This is a genomic window from Macrococcus animalis (genome assembly GCF_047425875.1).
Taxonomy (GTDB): Bacteria; Bacillota; Bacilli; order Staphylococcales; family Staphylococcaceae; genus Macrococcoides; species Macrococcoides animalis.
The window spans coordinates 2,058,788-2,075,604 of record NZ_CP179727.1 but is presented as its reverse complement, the minus strand read 5'-3'; the positions used below and the strand labels follow the sequence as shown (position 1 = coordinate 2,075,604).

The window sequence follows — 16,817 nt, the reverse complement described above, 5'->3', positions numbered from 1 at the left end:
ATCATAACAAAACCGAACAAACATAAAAATCAAAAGCGATTTTACGGTTTGTTCGGATTCTGCTCATACTAAAAATTTAAATTTAGATTCTTTCAATTAATTATTTAGTTTTAGATTCAGAAACTAAAACGTCAATTGCTTTTTGAATGCGAAGATCGTCTTTTAAGATTGCACCATTACCTAATGCAGCTTTAATGTCTTCAACTGACATTCCGAATTGTTCGCTCATTTTTGATAATTCAGCATCTACGTCGGCATCGCTTACTTCGATATTTTCAGCGTTAGCGATTGCAGCTAAAGTTAAGTTAGTTTTAACGCGTTGTTCAGCGTCAACTTTCATGCTTTCTTTTAATTGTTCTTCAGTTTGACCTGAGAATTGGAAGTATAATTCTAAGTTTAATCCTTGCTGAGCAATACGTTGTTCAAATTCTTGCATCATACGGTCTAATTCAGTGTTAATCATTGCTTCAGGGATTTCTACTTTAGCATTTTCGACTGCTTGCATTACTAAGCTTTCTTTTGTATCGTTTTCTGCTTGTAATTTCTTTTGCTCTTCTAAATCAGCTTTGTATTTTGTTTTGTATGCATCAACTGAATCTACTGATTCATCTAATTCTTTAGCCATTTCATCATCTAATTCAGGAACTTCTTTAGATTTAATTTCGTTGATTTTCACTTTAAATACTGCTTCTTTTCCTGCTAATTCTTCAGCATGGTATTCTTCAGGGAAAGTAACGGTAACATCTTTGTCATCTCCAACTTTAGATCCAACTAATTGTTCTTCAAAACCAGGAATAAATTGACCTGAACCAATTTCTAAATCATATCCTTCAGCTTTACCACCTTCGAAAGGCTCATCTCCAACATAACCATCAAAGTCTAAGTTAACAACGTCGCCTTCTACTGCTTCGCCTTCTTCTTTAACAACTAATTCAGCTTTACGTGCTAAATCAGCATTGATAGCTTCATTTAATTCTTCTTCAGTTACTTCAGTTTCGAACTTCTCAACTTCTAATCCTTTGTATTCCCCTAATTCAACTTCAGGTTCTACAGTAACTTTAGCAGTAAAAATTAATTCTTTACCTTTTTCCATTTGTTCCACATCGATTTCTGGACGATCAACTGGGTTGATACCTACTTCATCGATTGCGTTAGCATATGCATCTGGTAAGATGACGTCTAATGCATCTTGGTATAAAGATTCAATTCCGAAACGTTGTTCGAACATTGGACGCGGCATTTTCCCTTTACGGAAACCTGGTACGTTTACTTGTTTAACTACTTTCGCGAATGCTTTATCTAATCCAGTTTTAACTTCCTCTTCAGGAACTGTTACTGTTAATATACCTTGATTTCCTTCTTGTTTTTCCCATTTTGCTGACATGTGTTATTCCTCCACGTTTTTCTAAAATTTTTTTCAACTCATTAATTATAGCATATAACTCAATCGCTTCAACATTTTTGAGTTGATATTCCAAATTATAATATCATATTTTTATCACATATATATATCTTTTATTAATATTCATTCAAGATATTATATTTTTCTAATGCAATGATAGTTTCAATTGTATTCATGTGTGAGTCTTTACGCAAATTTTCTGTTTTATTGGAAAGATTAAGCAAGTCATTAAACATTTCAATATAAGCTGCTTTCACACTATCTATTTCACATTTGAAATAGTCTTCAATAGAAATTGGGTAAATAATTGTATTATGCTGTTTCATCATTTCAATGACCATGTGAATGACGCTTGGACTATTAGATTCATAATATTCAGCGACAAAAGTAACCACTTCTTTCATAAACTTCGTATTAACCATTGAAGGTACTTCAGTCATGTTCAAGCGAAGTGATTGCTTATGTTTATTAAGTTTCAGTTCTCCCTTAAACTCAGACAGCACTAAATATTCAATCATCATACTACTCACAATAGGATGTAATTGGTTATGCTCTAATATTTGAATGAAACTCATCTGAAAACGAAAATCTTCCGATTCAATCAATTCAAGAATTAAATCGATTTGTTTTTGCATATCATTCTCTTTAAACGTTTGAATAAATTTCATGTGTGCATCATTGCGTTTATTCATTTGATGATGTGCTTCATCATAAAATGGCATCAGTGTAACAATCACTCTATGATCAACATCTTCACTACGCAAACTATCAATTAACTCAACGACTGTTTTATATTGCTTTAGCTTTAATAGACTCTCAATAAAATACGAAATTATTTTGTCATAAGCGTAGTGCCCTTGATTGAGTAATATACTTGATTCTTCTCGAAGTTCTAAAAAACTTTCTAACTGATATAAACAATCGAGTTTAATTAAATGCTCGTCTTCAGTTAACTCAAAATGTCTCTCATAATCATTAAACAAATCATATGCCAATTCATAATTTGCTGAAGCCATTGCTGCCTTTATTTGTTTCATTAAATTTCCTTGAAGCTTTGGAAAAATAATAATATCTGACATATTAATGCCCTACATTAAAAATAGATTCAATAATTATACGTGACCATGACTCATACGCTGCATCTTGCATTAATGTATTTTCTGGCTTCCATTCAATCTTTAAAGTATCAGTTTCGTTAACAAATACTTCATCCTGCTTTACACGTAATTTAAATACTAAACCGATATGAACACGACCTACTTCGTTATCATCATCGTTAATAAAGCCAATTAAATTAAAGCTTTGTGGGTTAACATCTTTAACACCCACTTCTTCTTCAAGTTCACGTGCAGCATTTTCAAGCAACACATCTTCAATTTGTGTATTATCTAGTTGATTCATATGACCGCCGATACCGATAGAGCTTAAACCATGCAAACGTGCTTCTCCTCCACCAGTTAAACGTTCATACACTAATATTTCATCATTTTCATTTTCTAAAATACAATAAGAAATCAACTGTTTATATGAAGCATCTTCTTCCATATCTCCTCGACGCTTTACTTCATATTTAGATAAAGTTTCATAAATTTCTAATGCTTTTTGATCTTCAATAGAAATAAAACCATTAAAATGATTCTTCTCATGGCTAAAAATCGTCTCACGATTCACCACAATAATTTGTTCATCGAATTTATTCATATAATACTCCTTAAATCTGTCTTATTTAAATTCTAACTAAATTTCAGTACTAACTCAAATATATTTATATCAATGTATTAGTTGCCAAATGAATCATTGTTTCTACTCACAAAATTAGATTATAAATGAATCTAACCAATGTTGCAAAATTGAGACACAAAATATTGCGTGTTACACTATTGATAACGATGAAAGGAGTATAATAATGACCATTCAACAATTTGAACAAGCTCTTAATGCAAGTAAAAAAATCGTTTTCTTCGGAGGTGCCGGTGTATCGACTGAAAGTGGCATACCAGACTTCCGTTCAGCAAATGGCATCTTTATGCAAGAAACAAATTCAGAATTCACACCAGAGCAAATCATCTCTCATTCTTTCTTTAAACGCTATCCACAACAATATTTTGAATTTCATTTTGATAAGTTAGTGTACCCGAATGCACAACCCAATCTTGCCCATACTTTCTTAAAGACACTTGAAGATCAGGGTAAAGAAATTACTATCGTCACACAAAATATCGACGGTCTTCATCAAGCAGCAGGATCAACAAATGTACTAGAATTACATGGTACTGTTATCAATAATTACTGTCTATACTGTAACGAAAACTATACACTTGATGAACTGGAACAAGATCAAGAAGGAATACCGAGATGTCCAAAAGATGGCGGTATCGTTAGACCCGATATTGTTATGTATGAAGAACCATTAGACAGTTCTACCATTGAAAATGCAATTAAAGCAATATCAAATGCAGATATGTTGATTGTCGGCGGTACATCTCTCTCTGTCTACCCAGCTGCAGGCTTTGTCGACCTATTCAATGGGCAACACCTAGTTGTCATCAATAAAACACCTCTTAGAGCTGTAAGACATGACGCGATTGTATTTGAGGACTCTATAAGTAATATATTTAAAATAATGCAAAAAGAAAACCGCTAATATTGATTAGCGGTTTTTTGACGTCCTGGGAGGGATTCGAACCCCCGACCGACGGCTTAGAAGGCCGTTGCTCTATCCAGCTGAGCTACCAGGACATAATTTTTAAGACAAGATTAATTATAATAAACTTCAAGCTATAAAGTCAACAACAATTAGTAAGGAAATTAATTTATAAGCATAATAAATAAAGTATATTTACACATTTTATCAAAAATCACAATAAAAATTAAGAATATACTATATTACTTAATTTTTATTGTTTAACTAGTCTACATTAAAACACCAAAATTTCTTTCCCTACTATTTCATGATGTTGGTTATAAAACGTTATCATCTTATCACTTTCATCAAAAGTCAATACTGCATATGTCTCTTCTTCTTCACTTCTAGATTGTGCAATAGAACCTGGGTTAATACATATAACGCCATTAATCACTTCTACACGTTTAATGTGCAAGTGACCATAAAACGCAATTTGGCAATCTGCATCACGTGCTACACTAGCTAAACGCTCACGTCCACGTCCTACTTGATACATATGTCCATGTGTTAAAAAGGCATTGATATCCTTTTGTTGTAATTCATAAGTATCATGAAAATCTTTACCATAATCACAGTTCCCTTTGATTTTGATATAATCTTTTAATTCTACATCACTATAATCAAACTCAGAATCTCCCAAATGCATATATACATCTGCATCATCATGTATTGAAACGATATTTGTCAAAATATTTTTCATTGAATGATTATCACTTACAACAACCCATTTCATGATTACGCCTCCTCGATTATGCCTGAATCAAGCATTTTTTGAATCGCTTTACCTCTATGCGAAATCTGTGCTTTTTCCTTACTTGTCATTTCTGCCGTCGTCTTACCATGACTTTCTATATAAAATATAGGATCGTAACCGAAACCATTCTCACCTATAGGTTCATCTAATAATGTTCCTTCTACTTCACCACGGAACGTTTGTGTCGGTTTGCCTGGAGTACTCACCGCGATAACACAAACAAACCTAGCATTTCGGTTTTCTTTATTTTTCATGTTTTCTAATACGAGCTGCAAATTTTCCTCATCGGTTGCATCCACACCTGCATAACGAGCTGAGTATACACCTGGCGCATTATTTAATGCATCAACTTCTAATCCTGAATCATCGCTGATAACGATTTTATTTAATACTTTGACACCATATTCTGATTTAATTGCAGCATTCTCTTCGAACGTTGCCCCTGTCTCTTCAACATCAAAGTCAGGAATTAAGCTTTTGATACCTACTACATTATAATCTTTAAAAATATGCTTAAAATCATTAATCTTACCTTGATTTCCTGTTGCAATCACAATATCTTTCATATGTCCTCCAAGTGAATAGAATGTATTTGTAAATCTTCATCGTTTAACCATTCTTTTGCAATTCGTGCAAACTTATCAATCTCACCATTGACATAAAATTCGTGGTGAGGCGTTTCATTATATTTCGCATGCTCTTGACTAAAAGTTAATATTGCACTAACTTCACGAGCTGTCTCTAAACCAGATGAAATAACTTTCTTTTCACCTTCAAAGTACTTCTCAATATACCCCTGTAATAAAGGATAATGGGTACAACCAAGGATAACTGTATCACTTTTATCATGACGCCAATTACGTAAAGTTTGATGTATAACGATATTTGAAATAGTTGGATCTTTATATCGTACTTGTTCTACAAGTGGAACAAATCCAGGACAACTCACACCATTGACTGCGATTTTAGGGTTAATTGATTTAATTTTATGACGATAGGCTTCTGATTTAATTGTACCCTCAGTACCTAATACGAGCACATGATTATTTGCTGTCGTCATTATAGCAGTTCTTGCTCCTGGTTCTATAACTCCAATCACTGGAATAGACAGCATCTTTTGCAATGGCTCCAAAGCTACTGCTGTTGCTGTATTACATGCAATAACGAGCATTTTAATATTCTTTGTAAGTAAAAATTCAGCAAGTTGAATTGTAAACTCTCTCACTTGCTCAGGTGGCCGCGGACCATATGGACAACGACTTACGTCACCTAAATAACATATCGACTCATTAGGGAGCTGTCGCATGATTTCCTTTGCGACCGTTAAACCTCCTACACCTGAATCAATGACACCAATTGGAGCTGACACTACTTTTCACCTTCTTCTGTTGCACTGTACAACTTATGTATTTGTTCATTTAATATTGGTAACTCTTCTATAATACTCTCTTCAACTAACTTGTTCAAAAACATTTGTCTCTTCAAAATAACTGCTTCAATTACTGACTCGCCTTTATCAGTTAGTTGAATACTCACTTTACGTCGATCTTCTAAGTTCTTAATACGTTCCGCAAAGCCATTATTGCTCAAAGAATCCACTAATTCAGACGTTGAAGAAATCGCTAAATTCATGTGCTTAGCGAGTGATCCAATATTCAAAGGACCCACTTCTTTAATCCATTGAATCGCAATAAATTGTGTATCTGTAATGTTCTGTTTCTTTAGTTCACTACGCCCCTCATTCTTAATGATATCAGCAAGACGTCGCAACTCATATTCTAATGTAATTATTGAATGATCCAATGCCAACACCTCTATTCAACTTTAAACTTATCATATCAAATTTTAGCAAAATAAAAAAAGGTTTTGAGATAAAGTATAATCTCAAAACCTTTATTTTTCGGGCTGAACGCAAGTTCGATAGCCTCTTTTTGAAACGGCATCTCCAAAGCAGTCTCTCGACAAACTTCAACAAACCCATCGAAATCAAAGAGCGATTTCTTGGCTTTGTCTCCAGTTTGCTTGAGACTTAACGCTTTGTCGATAGCCTCTTTTTATAGCCTCTTAGTTTACTTGATGGTCCGATCCAAAGAACGATTTGAACATTTGGAACGTTGCTTCACGGTTCATTGCAGCGATAGATGTTGTTAAAGGAATACCTTTTGGACAACTTCTCACACAGTTTTGTGAGTTACCACATTCCGCTAATCCACCTTCTTCCATTAAAGCATGGATTCTTTCATCTTTATTCATACTTCCTGTTGGATGTAAGTTGAATAAACGTACTTGTGATATCGGTTGTGCACCCATAAATTTAGAATTTGCATTAACGTTTGGACAAACTTCTAAACATACGCCACACGTCATACATTTAGATAACTCATATGCAGTTTGGCGTTTCTTTTCTGGCATACGTGGTCCTGCGCCTAAATCATATGTACCATCGATTGGTACCCATGCTTTAACACGTTTTAAATTATCGAACATTTTAGAACGATCCACTTGTAAGTCTCGCACAACAGGGAATGTTGCCATTGGTGCTAAACGAATTGGTTGCTCTAATGTATCAATAATTGTTGAACATGACTGACGTGCTTTACCGTTAACAACCATCGAACAAGCACCACATACTTCTTCTAAACAGTTCATATCCCAAGTTACAGGCGTTGTTTTTTCTCCGCGATCATTAACTGGGTTACGTTGAATTTCCATTAACGCTGCAATAACATTCATATTTGGACGATGTGGAATCACAAAAGTTTCTTCATATGGTTTAGAATTTTGATCTTTTTGACGTGTAATAATCAGCTTAATTGTTTTTTCAGCCATATTATTTACCCCCTTTTGACTTCTTAGAGTAGTCACGTACACGTGGAGGAATTAAACTTACATCAACTGGCTCATAATAGAATTCAGGTGCCTCTTTTGCCCCTTTGAATTTTGCCATTGTTGTTTTTAACCACTCTTCATCGTTACGTTCTGGGAACTCAGGTTTATAGTGCGCACCACGCGATTCATTACGGTTATATGCACCAATTGTCATAACACGTGCTAATACTAACATGTTCCATAATTGACGTGTGAAGAATACTGCTTGGTTACTCCATAATGCAGTGTCTTCCATATCGATATCATGGTAACGTTCCATTAATTCAACAATTCTCTTATCCGTTTCCAGTAAGCGATCATTATGACGGACAACTGTTACGTTAGCTGTCATAATTTCTCCCAATTCTTTATGCAACTTGTATGCATTCTCAGAACCTTTCATGTTTAATAATGCATCGAAACGGCGTTGTTCTTCTTGAACTTTACGTGTATAGATTTCTTCAGGTAAATCTGTATATGATTTATCTAAATCTTTAACGTATTTAATTGCGTTTGGTCCAGCAACCATACCACCGTAAATTGCTGATAATAATGAATTTGCTCCTAAACGGTTACCACCGTGTTGAGAGTAATCACATTCTCCTGCTGCGAATAATCCAGGAATGTTGGTCATTTGATCGTAATCTACCCATATACCACCCATTGAGTAATGTACTGCTGGGAAGATTTTCATAGGTACTTTACGTGGATCATCACCTGTGAATTTTTCATAAATTTCAATGATACCGCCCAATTTAACGTCTAATTCATGTGCATCTTTATGACTTAAATCAAGGTATACCATGTTTTCACCGTTGATACCTAATTTTTGGTTCACACACACATCAAAGATTTCACGAGTAGCGATATCACGTGGTACTAAGTTACCGTAGTCTGGATATTTCTCTTCTAAGAAGTACCAAGGTTTACCGTCTTTATAAGTCCAAACACGTCCACCTTCACCACGTGCAGATTCACTCATTAAACGTAATTTATCGTCACCAGGGATTGCTGTTGGATGAATTTGAATGAACTCTCCGTTTGCATAGATTGCACCTTGTTGGTAAACTACTGAAGCTGCTGAACCTGTATTAATCATAGAGTTTGTTGATTTACCGAAGATAATACCAGGTCCACCTGTCGCCATAATAACAGCGTCAGAACCAAAGGACTGAATTTCAGATGTAGTTAGGTTTTGAGCAACAATACCACGAGCTGCTCCTTCATCATCAATAACCGCACCTAAAAATTCCCATCCTTCGTACTTCGTCACTAAGCCTTCTACTTCAAATTTACGTACTTGTTCATCTAGTGCATATAATAACTGTTGTCCAGTTGTCGCACCAGCGAATGCAGTACGGTGATATAAAGTACCACCGAAACGACGGAAATCAAGTAATCCTTCTGGTGTTCTATTGAACATTACACCCATACGGTCTAATAAGTGGATGATACCTGGTGCTGCTGCTGTCATTGCTTTTACTGGTGGTTGGTTCGCTAAGAAGTCCCCACCGTAAACTGTATCATCAAAGTGAATTAAAGGTGAGTCACCTTCACCTTTTGTATTTACTGCACCATTAATTCCGCCTTGTGCACACACTGAGTGAGATCGTTTAACGGGTACTAAAGAGAATAAATCAACACTTGTACCTGCTTCTGCTGCTTTAATTGTTGCCATCAGACCTGCTAATCCACCGCCGACAACAATGATATTACTTTTTGCCATTATATTGTCACTCCCCTATATTTCTTGTCCTAAATAAATGCAAATAATGCGCGTAATCCAATAAATGTAATGACAACGAATGCAGCTAATGATACACCAGCCATCATTTTTTGAGACTTATCAGATTGCGTTAACCCCCAACTAACTGCAAATGACCATAGACCATTTGAGAAGTGGAAGATGACACTGACGATACCAATGATATAACCAATAAAGTTAATTGGATTAGATAATAAATCGTGCATAAAATCATAATTCATATGATGTCCAAACGCAGCTTGTACACGTGTTTGCCATACATGAATTGCGATAAAAATAAATGCCACAATACCAGTAAAACGTTGAAGCATGAACATCCAGTTTCTAAATGTAGAATATTTCGTTACATTGTTCTTAGATGTAAATGCAATGTATACACCGTAGATTGCGTGAAATAATATTGGTAAATAAATAACAAGAGTTTCTAGAACAATCTTAAACGGTAAATTCCACATAAAGTCTGAAGCTTTGTTAAAAGCCTCTGGGCTATTAACTGCGAAGTGGTTGATCACTAAATGTTGAATTAAGAAAACACCTAATGGAATCACTCCAAGTAATGAATGTAACCTACGTAATGCAAATGATTTTTCTGAGCTTGCCAAGTGAAGTCCCCCCTACAAATCTTTTTAAGTAAATTCACAAATTCAATGATACGCCTGTTCGAACGGTAAATCAAGAAACCGATTACATTTAAGTATAAAAAAAAGTTTGTGAATTTAATTTTCATCATAATTGTACCACTCTTTAACGCTTTGTGGCATATGAAAATGATTCTCAATTAACTAATTTCACAAACATTTTACTTTTATTCTTTTTTTTCTGTTAATTCAGTATTATCAGCATTTAATACCGTGTAGATTTCTGTTGCAAGTTTGATCGGCACACCGATTTGATTAATCTCATCAATCGTTGCCTCTCTCAAACGCTTAACCGATCCAAAGTGTTTCATCAATTTTAACTTTCTTTTTGGACCTATCCCTTCAATTGAGTCTAATTGTGAAGATAATCCAGTCTTTCTTCTGGTATTACGATGAAACGTAATGGCAAAGCGATGGACTTCGTCTTGAATACGTTGTAATAAATAGAAGCTTTGACTCTTCTTATTTAACGGAATAATATCAAAGTCTTCTCCATATAATAATTCTGCTGTCATATGTTTATCATTTTTCTTAAGACCTGCAACAGGTATATCTAAGTTCAGTTCATTAACTAACACATCGATAACACTGCTCATATGACCTTTTCCACCATCGACAACAATTAAATCAGGTAATGGCAATTTCTCTCTTAATACACGTGTATATCTTCGGCGTACGACTTCTCGCATACTCTCATAGTCATCGGGCCCAGTCACTGTTTTAATTTTATATTTGCGGTAATCACGTTTTGATGGTTTCCCATCCACAAAGCAAACCATAGCTGCGACTGGGTCGACCCCTTGAATATTTGAGTTATCAAATGCTTCTATGCGTATTGGTGTTTGAATACCCATTGCATTACCTAATTCTTCGATTGCTTTAATCGTTCTTTCTTCATCACGTTCAATTATTTCGAATTTATTTGATAATGCAATACTTGCATTTTTAACAGCTAAATCGACCATTTCTTTTTTCTTTCCGCGTTTCGGTTGAACCACTTTAGTATCAACAACTGATTTGATCATATCTAAATCAAGACCTGTCGGAACATGGACTTCAGCAGGCAATAAATTTTCTGAGAGCCCGTAGAACTGACCAATGAAATTATAAAAATGTGATTTAGAATCATCAATTAAAGGAATCATTGTTACTTTACGTTCGATTAAATTACCTTGGCGTATAAAGAAGACTTGAATGCACATCCACCCTTTATCAACTGAATATCCAAAAATATCACGTGTAGTCATATCGCTCGTCATCATTTTTTGTTTAAACATCAATGACTCAATATGAGAGATTAAATCACGATATTCTTTCGCTTCTTCAAACTGTAAATTTTCTGCACGTTCATTCATCTTCTTACGTAGGTCATCCACTATTGAAGTGTCATGACCGTTCAAGAAGTCTGTAACCACTTGAATATAATGACGGTATTGTTGTTCATCTACGTTATAGACGCATGGCCCTAAACATTGCCCTATGTGATAGTACAAGCATAATTTGTCAGGTAAGTTATTACACTTTCTAAGTGGAATAATTCGATCTAATAGTTTCTTTGTTTCATGTGCTGCATATGCATTCGGATATGGTCCAAAATATTTACCACTATTTTTCTTTACAATTCGTGTTACCAATATTCTAGGATGCTTTTCATTTGTTATTTTTATAAACGGATAACTTTTGTCATCTTTTAATAACACATTAAACCTTGGATAATACTTTTTGATTAGTGTTAATTCTAGCAAGAGAGATTCAATTTCTGTGTTCGTTACAATAAACTCAAAATCTCTAATTTCAAGTACGAGGCGCGTCGTTTTCTCGTCATGCGCACCAGTAAAATAAGAACGTACGCGATTACGTAAGTTTTTAGCTTTTCCGACATATATAATTTGTCCATTTTTATCTTTCATTTGATAACAACCCGGTTCATTGGGCAACACTGCAAGTTTTCTTTTTATCTTTAACTCATAATTTTCCATTCATCTCACCACGTTTCTAAACATATCATTAGTAAAACATATCAAAATAAAAAGAGCAAAATCTAAAAAGATTTCACTCTTAAAATATTATTTTTTAGCTTAATCTTAGTAATGTTTTTCTAAAACAGCTTGTAATTGTTCTTTAGGTTGGAAACCAACAACTTTGTCTACAGCTTGTCCATCTTTAAATACGATTAAAGTTGGGATACTCATTACTTCAAATTTAGCTGCCGTTTCTTGGTTTTCATCAACATCCACTTTAACGATGTTTGCTTTACCTTCAACGTCTTTCGCTAAATCTTCTAATACAGGTGCAATCATTTTACAAGGTCCACACCATGGTGCCCAGAAGTCTACTAATGTTACGCCTTCTTTAATATTTTCTTCAAAATTTGCATCTGTTCCTTTAATAATAGCCATAATTTAATTTCCTCCTAGTGATTCTTAATTAATATAAATGGAGTATAGCAAATTAAATATCATTGGTCACTTGTTTTGCTCAATCACATGTTTATTATCTCTTTAAGCTACAATTAAATAAATAATACCCGCAATTAACATAGTAATTGATACTACAATTAATACCTTTGCAAGTTTATACATATCAAAGTTATCCATTGAAACACCTAGCTTTCTTATTTTAATTCAACGACCGTCACACCAAAGCCACCTTCTGAAGGCATACCACCTCTAAATGAATTCACAGCTTTTGATTTTCTTAAAAATTGTTGCACTCCTTTTTGCAGTGCACCTGTTCCTTTACCATGGATGATTGTTACTTGTCCGTAGTTAGATAAAATTGCCTGATCTAAATATTGTTCTACTTTATATAACGCATCTTCGTAACGTTCCCCACGAATATCAAGTTCCATTTTGATAGTTTGACGATTTGCACGAGGTACAACACGTACTTTATCTTGTTTAGGAGGGGCCTCTTTTTCAAGTTCGTTTAATGGTAATTTCATTTTTATAATCCCCATTTGAACAACCGCTACATCGCCTTCTATTTCTAAAATAACACCTTTTTGGCCGTAACTTAAGACTTTAACATGGTCGCCTTTTACAATCACTTCATCTTTTGTAGATTTTTTATTTTCTTTAATCTTAGTTTCATGATACATACCTAATAATTTAGAACGTTGTTCAATGAGTTCATTTTCTTTAATATCTGCATTTGATTTTAATTCACGTAATTGTTTTAATAATTCATCTGCTTCTTTTTCTGCTTTTTTCACGATATCATTCGCTTGTTGCTTTGCATTTTCGATTAGGTTTTCTTTTTGCTTTTCGTATGATATAAATGCTTTGTTCAAATCTTTATGTAACACTTGTGCTTCATGCTTCAACGATTCTGTTAAGACACGGTCATCTTCAATTTGTTTCGCGTTTTTCTCAAGTGACGCAATCATATTATCGATTTCTTTGTTATCCATATTTATCATTTGTCGCGCTTCTTTAATAATTGATAAGTCTAGACCAAGTTTTTTTGCGATATCGAATGCATTACTTTTACCTGGAATCCCCATAAGTAATCGATACGTTGGGCTCAATGTTTCAACATCAAATTCCACACTTGCATTCATAACATGGTCGCGGTTATAGCTATACGCTTTAAGTTCAGGGTAATGCGTTGTAGCCATCGTCATGACATCACGATTTAAGCATCTGTCTAAGATACTCATTGCTAGGGCCGCACCTTCAGCAGGGTCTGTACCCGCTCCTAATTCATCAAACATAACAAAACTTTTTTCAGTCATATTTTCTAAAATAGAAACGATATTCGTCATATGACTTGAGAAAGTTGAAAGTGATTGTTCAATGGATTGTTCATCCCCAATATCACAGAATACTTCATCAAAAACACTAACTGTGGCTCCTTCATATGCTGGAATCATCATCCCACTTTGTGCCATTAATATAATTAAGCCTACTGTTTTTAATGTAACAGTTTTCCCCCCTGTATTCGGTCCAGTAATAATAACTGAATGAATATCTGGATAAAAGACAATGTTGTTCTTGACAACCGTTTCTCTTGGAAGCATTGGATGCCATGCTTGTGGTAAATCAATCGTACGTTCTTCAGCAATATTCGCCATCACCATTTTATTTCGATTACCGTATTTTGCTTTCGCAAGATTCACGTCAAAATCCGCAAGCACTTTCGTAGAATACGTTAAAGCATTATCATACTCTGCCACTTCATTTGTAAGTTCATATAGAATACGTTCTACTTCTTCATTTTCGCGATGTGTCACACTATTTAATTCAGTGGAAAGTTGCACGATGCTGTTCGGTTCAATATAAAATGTTTGTCCACTTGAAGACGTATCATGCACGATACCAGGGAAGTCTTGTTTATATTCACTTCGTACAGGTATTACTTGTCGACCGTTACGAACAGTAACGATAGCATCTGATAACTTCTTTTGATTATTTGAGCTACGAACAATTTGTTCTAACTTTTCTTTAATTTTACGATTAATACGATTCATCTCTTGACGAATTTGTGCAAGGACTGGAGATGCATTGTCATAAAGACTTGTTTCATCACATTTCGCTTGGATCGATTCAGCTAAATCTGTTATGGTAGGTAAGTTTTTGAGTTGATTATAAATCAGTGGAATTTCCACTTCGCGTTCTTCGTATTGATTAAAAATATATGTTTTATAGCGATTGATTACTTTAATGTTATTTTTTATTTTATTCAATTCGTTAACAGATAACACTGATCCAATGACTGCACGACGTACGAGCCCTTCGATATCAGAAAGCATGCTCATACCCGGTTCACTTTGCCCCATTTCGATTAATCGAGCTTCCTCAAGATGTGCCATCATTGTGTTAATCTCATTGATATCAGACGTTGGATGCGTCGATTGTAAGATGCGTGTTGATAATTCATTCTGTGCAAATTCCACTACACGCGCAATAATCTTGTCATATTCTAATATATTTAATGCTTTTTTATTCATATCTGTTACTTCCCTTTTGTTACCCATTCCTTAAATGCTGCACGGTCCATCGTATTAATCACTTGTTTCTTAGTAACGCGACCTTTTATCGCTGTTCCAACCCCATAAGGCATTAAATCAAGTTGATTGATAGCATGAGCATCTGTGTTAATGGTTAATTGTAATTCTGGATATTGTCTTAATATGTCTGCTGATAAATCGAGACGCATCGGATGCGCATTGATCTCAAGTATCGTATTGGTTTCTTTAGCAACATCCATCAACTGCTCAATATTCACTGCATAACCTTGACGTTTACCGATTAAGCGACCCGTCGGATGTGCGATATGTCGAACATATGGGTTATGACATGCATTGATAAGTCGTTTCATAATGTCTTCTTCAGATTGTGTTAAAGATTGATGAATTGCTCCAATAACATAGTCTAATTCTTTTAAAATATCATCACTATAATCCATCGAACCATCACCTAATATATCCATTTCGATACCAGAGTAAATGTCAATTTCATTATATTGTTTATTCAGTGACTTAATCAACGCATTTTGCTCAAGTAAGCGTTCTTCAGATAAACCATTCGCTACGAATAAACTTTTCGAGTGATCTGTAATAGCAATATATTCATAGCCTTTTTCAATCGCACGATCAATCAATTCTTCAATGCTGTGTGCACCATCACTATAAGTTGTATGCATATGGATGTCACCTTTAATGTCATCAATCGTGATGATGTCACTTTGATTCGTAATTTCAAATTCTGAGCCATCCACACGCATTTCAGGCGGAATAAAGTTCACGTTAAAGTGTTCGTATATCTCTTTTTCTGATTGATACTGAATGAGTGTTCCATCTGCTTTCGTAATACCATATTCATTAATCTTTTCATTATTGTCTTTTGCCAGTTGACGAATACGAATATTGTGGTCTTTACTACCCGTAAAGTGTTGTAACATATGCGCATAACCCGCATTATCCGTAAATCTGAAATCGGCTGTCGTTATTAAATCATCGCGTTCGACTTGAACAGTAATCTTTTCATTTCCATGTAGTTCAACTTCTTTAATGAAAGGTGCATTGCTAATAAATTCAGCCACTGCTTGTCTTGCTGTCGTTTCAATGATGTAGTCAATATCTCCAGAGAATTCATTTTTGCGTCTGAAACTTCCTGTTGCATTGAATTGTTGAATATCTTGTGATTGTAATAAGTAATCATCAATCATTGTTGTAAATTGATGCATCTGATAAATGCTTAACTTTTCAGTCATCGTTAGCATTTCTTCTATCCCTTTAAGAATATTCTCCTCACTTTTCTTACCGAATCCAGGTAATTCACTCACCTTATTATCGATGCATGCTTGTTTAAGTGCTTCAATATCTTCAATACCCAGTGCATTGTTAATTTTAACGATTTTTTTAGCACCAAGATTACGAATTTTTAGCATTTGTACAAGCCCAGGTGGTGTAGTTTCTTTTAAAGTGCGTAACAGAGAAGATTCACCGTTTATTTTTAAATCTTCTAATACCTCAGCCACGCCTTTTCCGACACCTTTAATTTCGGTGAAGTTTTCTAGCGCGTAAATATCACCTTGATATGTTTCTATATTGGCTGCTGCTTTTCGGTAAGCAGAGATTTTAAAAGGATTCTCTCCTGATAGTTCTAAATAAGTCGCGATTGTCTCGAGTTGTTTAATGTAATCTTTTTTGTTTAGCATATACAATACCTCCATAATAAAAGTCATAGACACGTTTGCCT

15 protein-coding genes and 1 tRNA gene are annotated in these 16,817 nt (G+C 34.6%); 1 reads left to right on the top strand and 15 read right to left on the bottom strand.

Features of this window, described 5'->3' with window-relative positions:
• Nucleotides 1-100 precede the first annotated feature (100 nt).
• From tig to ACMGE9_RS10950, 3 genes are all read right to left on the bottom strand, one after another.
• On the bottom strand, nt 101-1,384 hold the full coding sequence (gene tig, locus ACMGE9_RS10960) for a trigger factor (RefSeq protein ID WP_414042806.1): 1,284 nt from the start codon (nt 1,382-1,384) through the stop codon (nt 101-103).
• Between the two features lie 134 nt (nt 1,385-1,518).
• The gene (locus ACMGE9_RS10955; RefSeq protein WP_414042805.1) at nt 1,519-2,481 is read right to left on the bottom strand and encodes a hypothetical protein; all 963 of its coding nucleotides are present in this window, start codon (nt 2,479-2,481) and stop codon (nt 1,519-1,521) included.
• Between the two features lies 1 nt (nt 2,482).
• Nucleotides 2,483-3,103 (bottom strand): NUDIX domain-containing protein, encoded by a 621-nt coding sequence (locus tag ACMGE9_RS10950; protein WP_414042804.1) that lies wholly within the window; start codon nt 3,101-3,103, stop codon nt 2,483-2,485.
• A gap of 205 nt (nt 3,104-3,308) precedes the next feature.
• Here ACMGE9_RS10950 and ACMGE9_RS10945 point away from each other — a divergent pair, with 205 nt between their 5' ends.
• A complete protein-coding gene (locus tag ACMGE9_RS10945) occupies nt 3,309-4,046 on the top strand; it encodes an NAD-dependent protein deacylase (protein WP_414042803.1) in 738 nt (245 codons plus the stop codon).
• A gap of 21 nt (nt 4,047-4,067) precedes the next feature.
• Here the strand turns inward: ACMGE9_RS10945 and ACMGE9_RS10940 are convergent.
• The 12 genes from ACMGE9_RS10940 to polX form a co-directional block, all read right to left on the bottom strand.
• Nucleotides 4,068-4,141: transfer RNA gene (locus ACMGE9_RS10940), tRNA-Arg, on the bottom strand.
• Nucleotides 4,142-4,320: 179 nt separating this feature from the next.
• Nucleotides 4,321-4,821 carry a metallophosphoesterase family protein gene (locus tag ACMGE9_RS10935; RefSeq protein WP_414042802.1) on the bottom strand — a complete coding sequence of 167 codons (501 nt, stop codon included), beginning with the start codon at nt 4,819-4,821 and terminating at the stop codon, nt 4,321-4,323.
• A gap of 2 nt (nt 4,822-4,823) precedes the next feature.
• On the bottom strand, nt 4,824-5,408 hold the full coding sequence (locus tag ACMGE9_RS10930) for an XTP/dITP diphosphatase (RefSeq protein ID WP_414042801.1): 585 nt from the start codon (nt 5,406-5,408) through the stop codon (nt 4,824-4,826).
• Entirely contained in the window at nt 5,405-6,211 is an 807-nt protein-coding gene (gene racE, locus ACMGE9_RS10925; protein WP_414042800.1) for a glutamate racemase, read from the bottom strand. The genes ACMGE9_RS10930 and racE overlap by 4 nt, the downstream gene beginning before the upstream one ends.
• Entirely contained in the window at nt 6,211-6,645 is a 435-nt protein-coding gene (locus tag ACMGE9_RS10920; RefSeq protein ID WP_414042799.1) for a MarR family winged helix-turn-helix transcriptional regulator, read from the bottom strand. Before ACMGE9_RS10920 ends, racE begins: the two co-directional genes overlap by 1 nt.
• Nucleotides 6,646-6,906: 261 nt before the next feature.
• A complete protein-coding gene (gene sdhB / locus ACMGE9_RS10915) occupies nt 6,907-7,671 on the bottom strand; it encodes a succinate dehydrogenase iron-sulfur subunit (RefSeq protein WP_414042798.1) in 765 nt (254 codons plus the stop codon).
• Nucleotide 7,672: 1 nt separating this feature from the next.
• Nucleotides 7,673-9,436 carry a succinate dehydrogenase flavoprotein subunit gene (sdhA, locus tag ACMGE9_RS10910; protein WP_414042797.1) on the bottom strand — a complete coding sequence of 588 codons (1,764 nt, stop codon included), beginning with the start codon at nt 9,434-9,436 and terminating at the stop codon, nt 7,673-7,675.
• A gap of 29 nt (nt 9,437-9,465) precedes the next feature.
• Nucleotides 9,466-10,077 (bottom strand): succinate dehydrogenase cytochrome b558 subunit, encoded by a 612-nt coding sequence (locus ACMGE9_RS10905; RefSeq protein WP_414042796.1) that lies wholly within the window; start codon nt 10,075-10,077, stop codon nt 9,466-9,468.
• Between the two features lie 203 nt (nt 10,078-10,280).
• Nucleotides 10,281-12,092 carry an excinuclease ABC subunit UvrC gene (gene uvrC / locus ACMGE9_RS10900; RefSeq protein WP_414042795.1) on the bottom strand — a complete coding sequence of 604 codons (1,812 nt, stop codon included), beginning with the start codon at nt 12,090-12,092 and terminating at the stop codon, nt 10,281-10,283.
• Nucleotides 12,093-12,197: 105 nt separating this feature from the next.
• Entirely contained in the window at nt 12,198-12,512 is a 315-nt protein-coding gene (trxA, locus tag ACMGE9_RS10895; protein WP_414042794.1) for a thioredoxin, read from the bottom strand.
• 215 nt (nt 12,513-12,727) lie between these two features.
• Nucleotides 12,728-15,064 (bottom strand): endonuclease MutS2, encoded by a 2,337-nt coding sequence (locus tag ACMGE9_RS10890; RefSeq protein ID WP_414042793.1) that lies wholly within the window; start codon nt 15,062-15,064, stop codon nt 12,728-12,730.
• Between the two features lie 5 nt (nt 15,065-15,069).
• A complete protein-coding gene (gene polX, locus ACMGE9_RS10885) occupies nt 15,070-16,776 on the bottom strand; it encodes a DNA polymerase/3'-5' exonuclease PolX (RefSeq protein WP_414042792.1) in 1,707 nt (568 codons plus the stop codon).
• Nucleotides 16,777-16,817 lie beyond the last annotated feature (41 nt).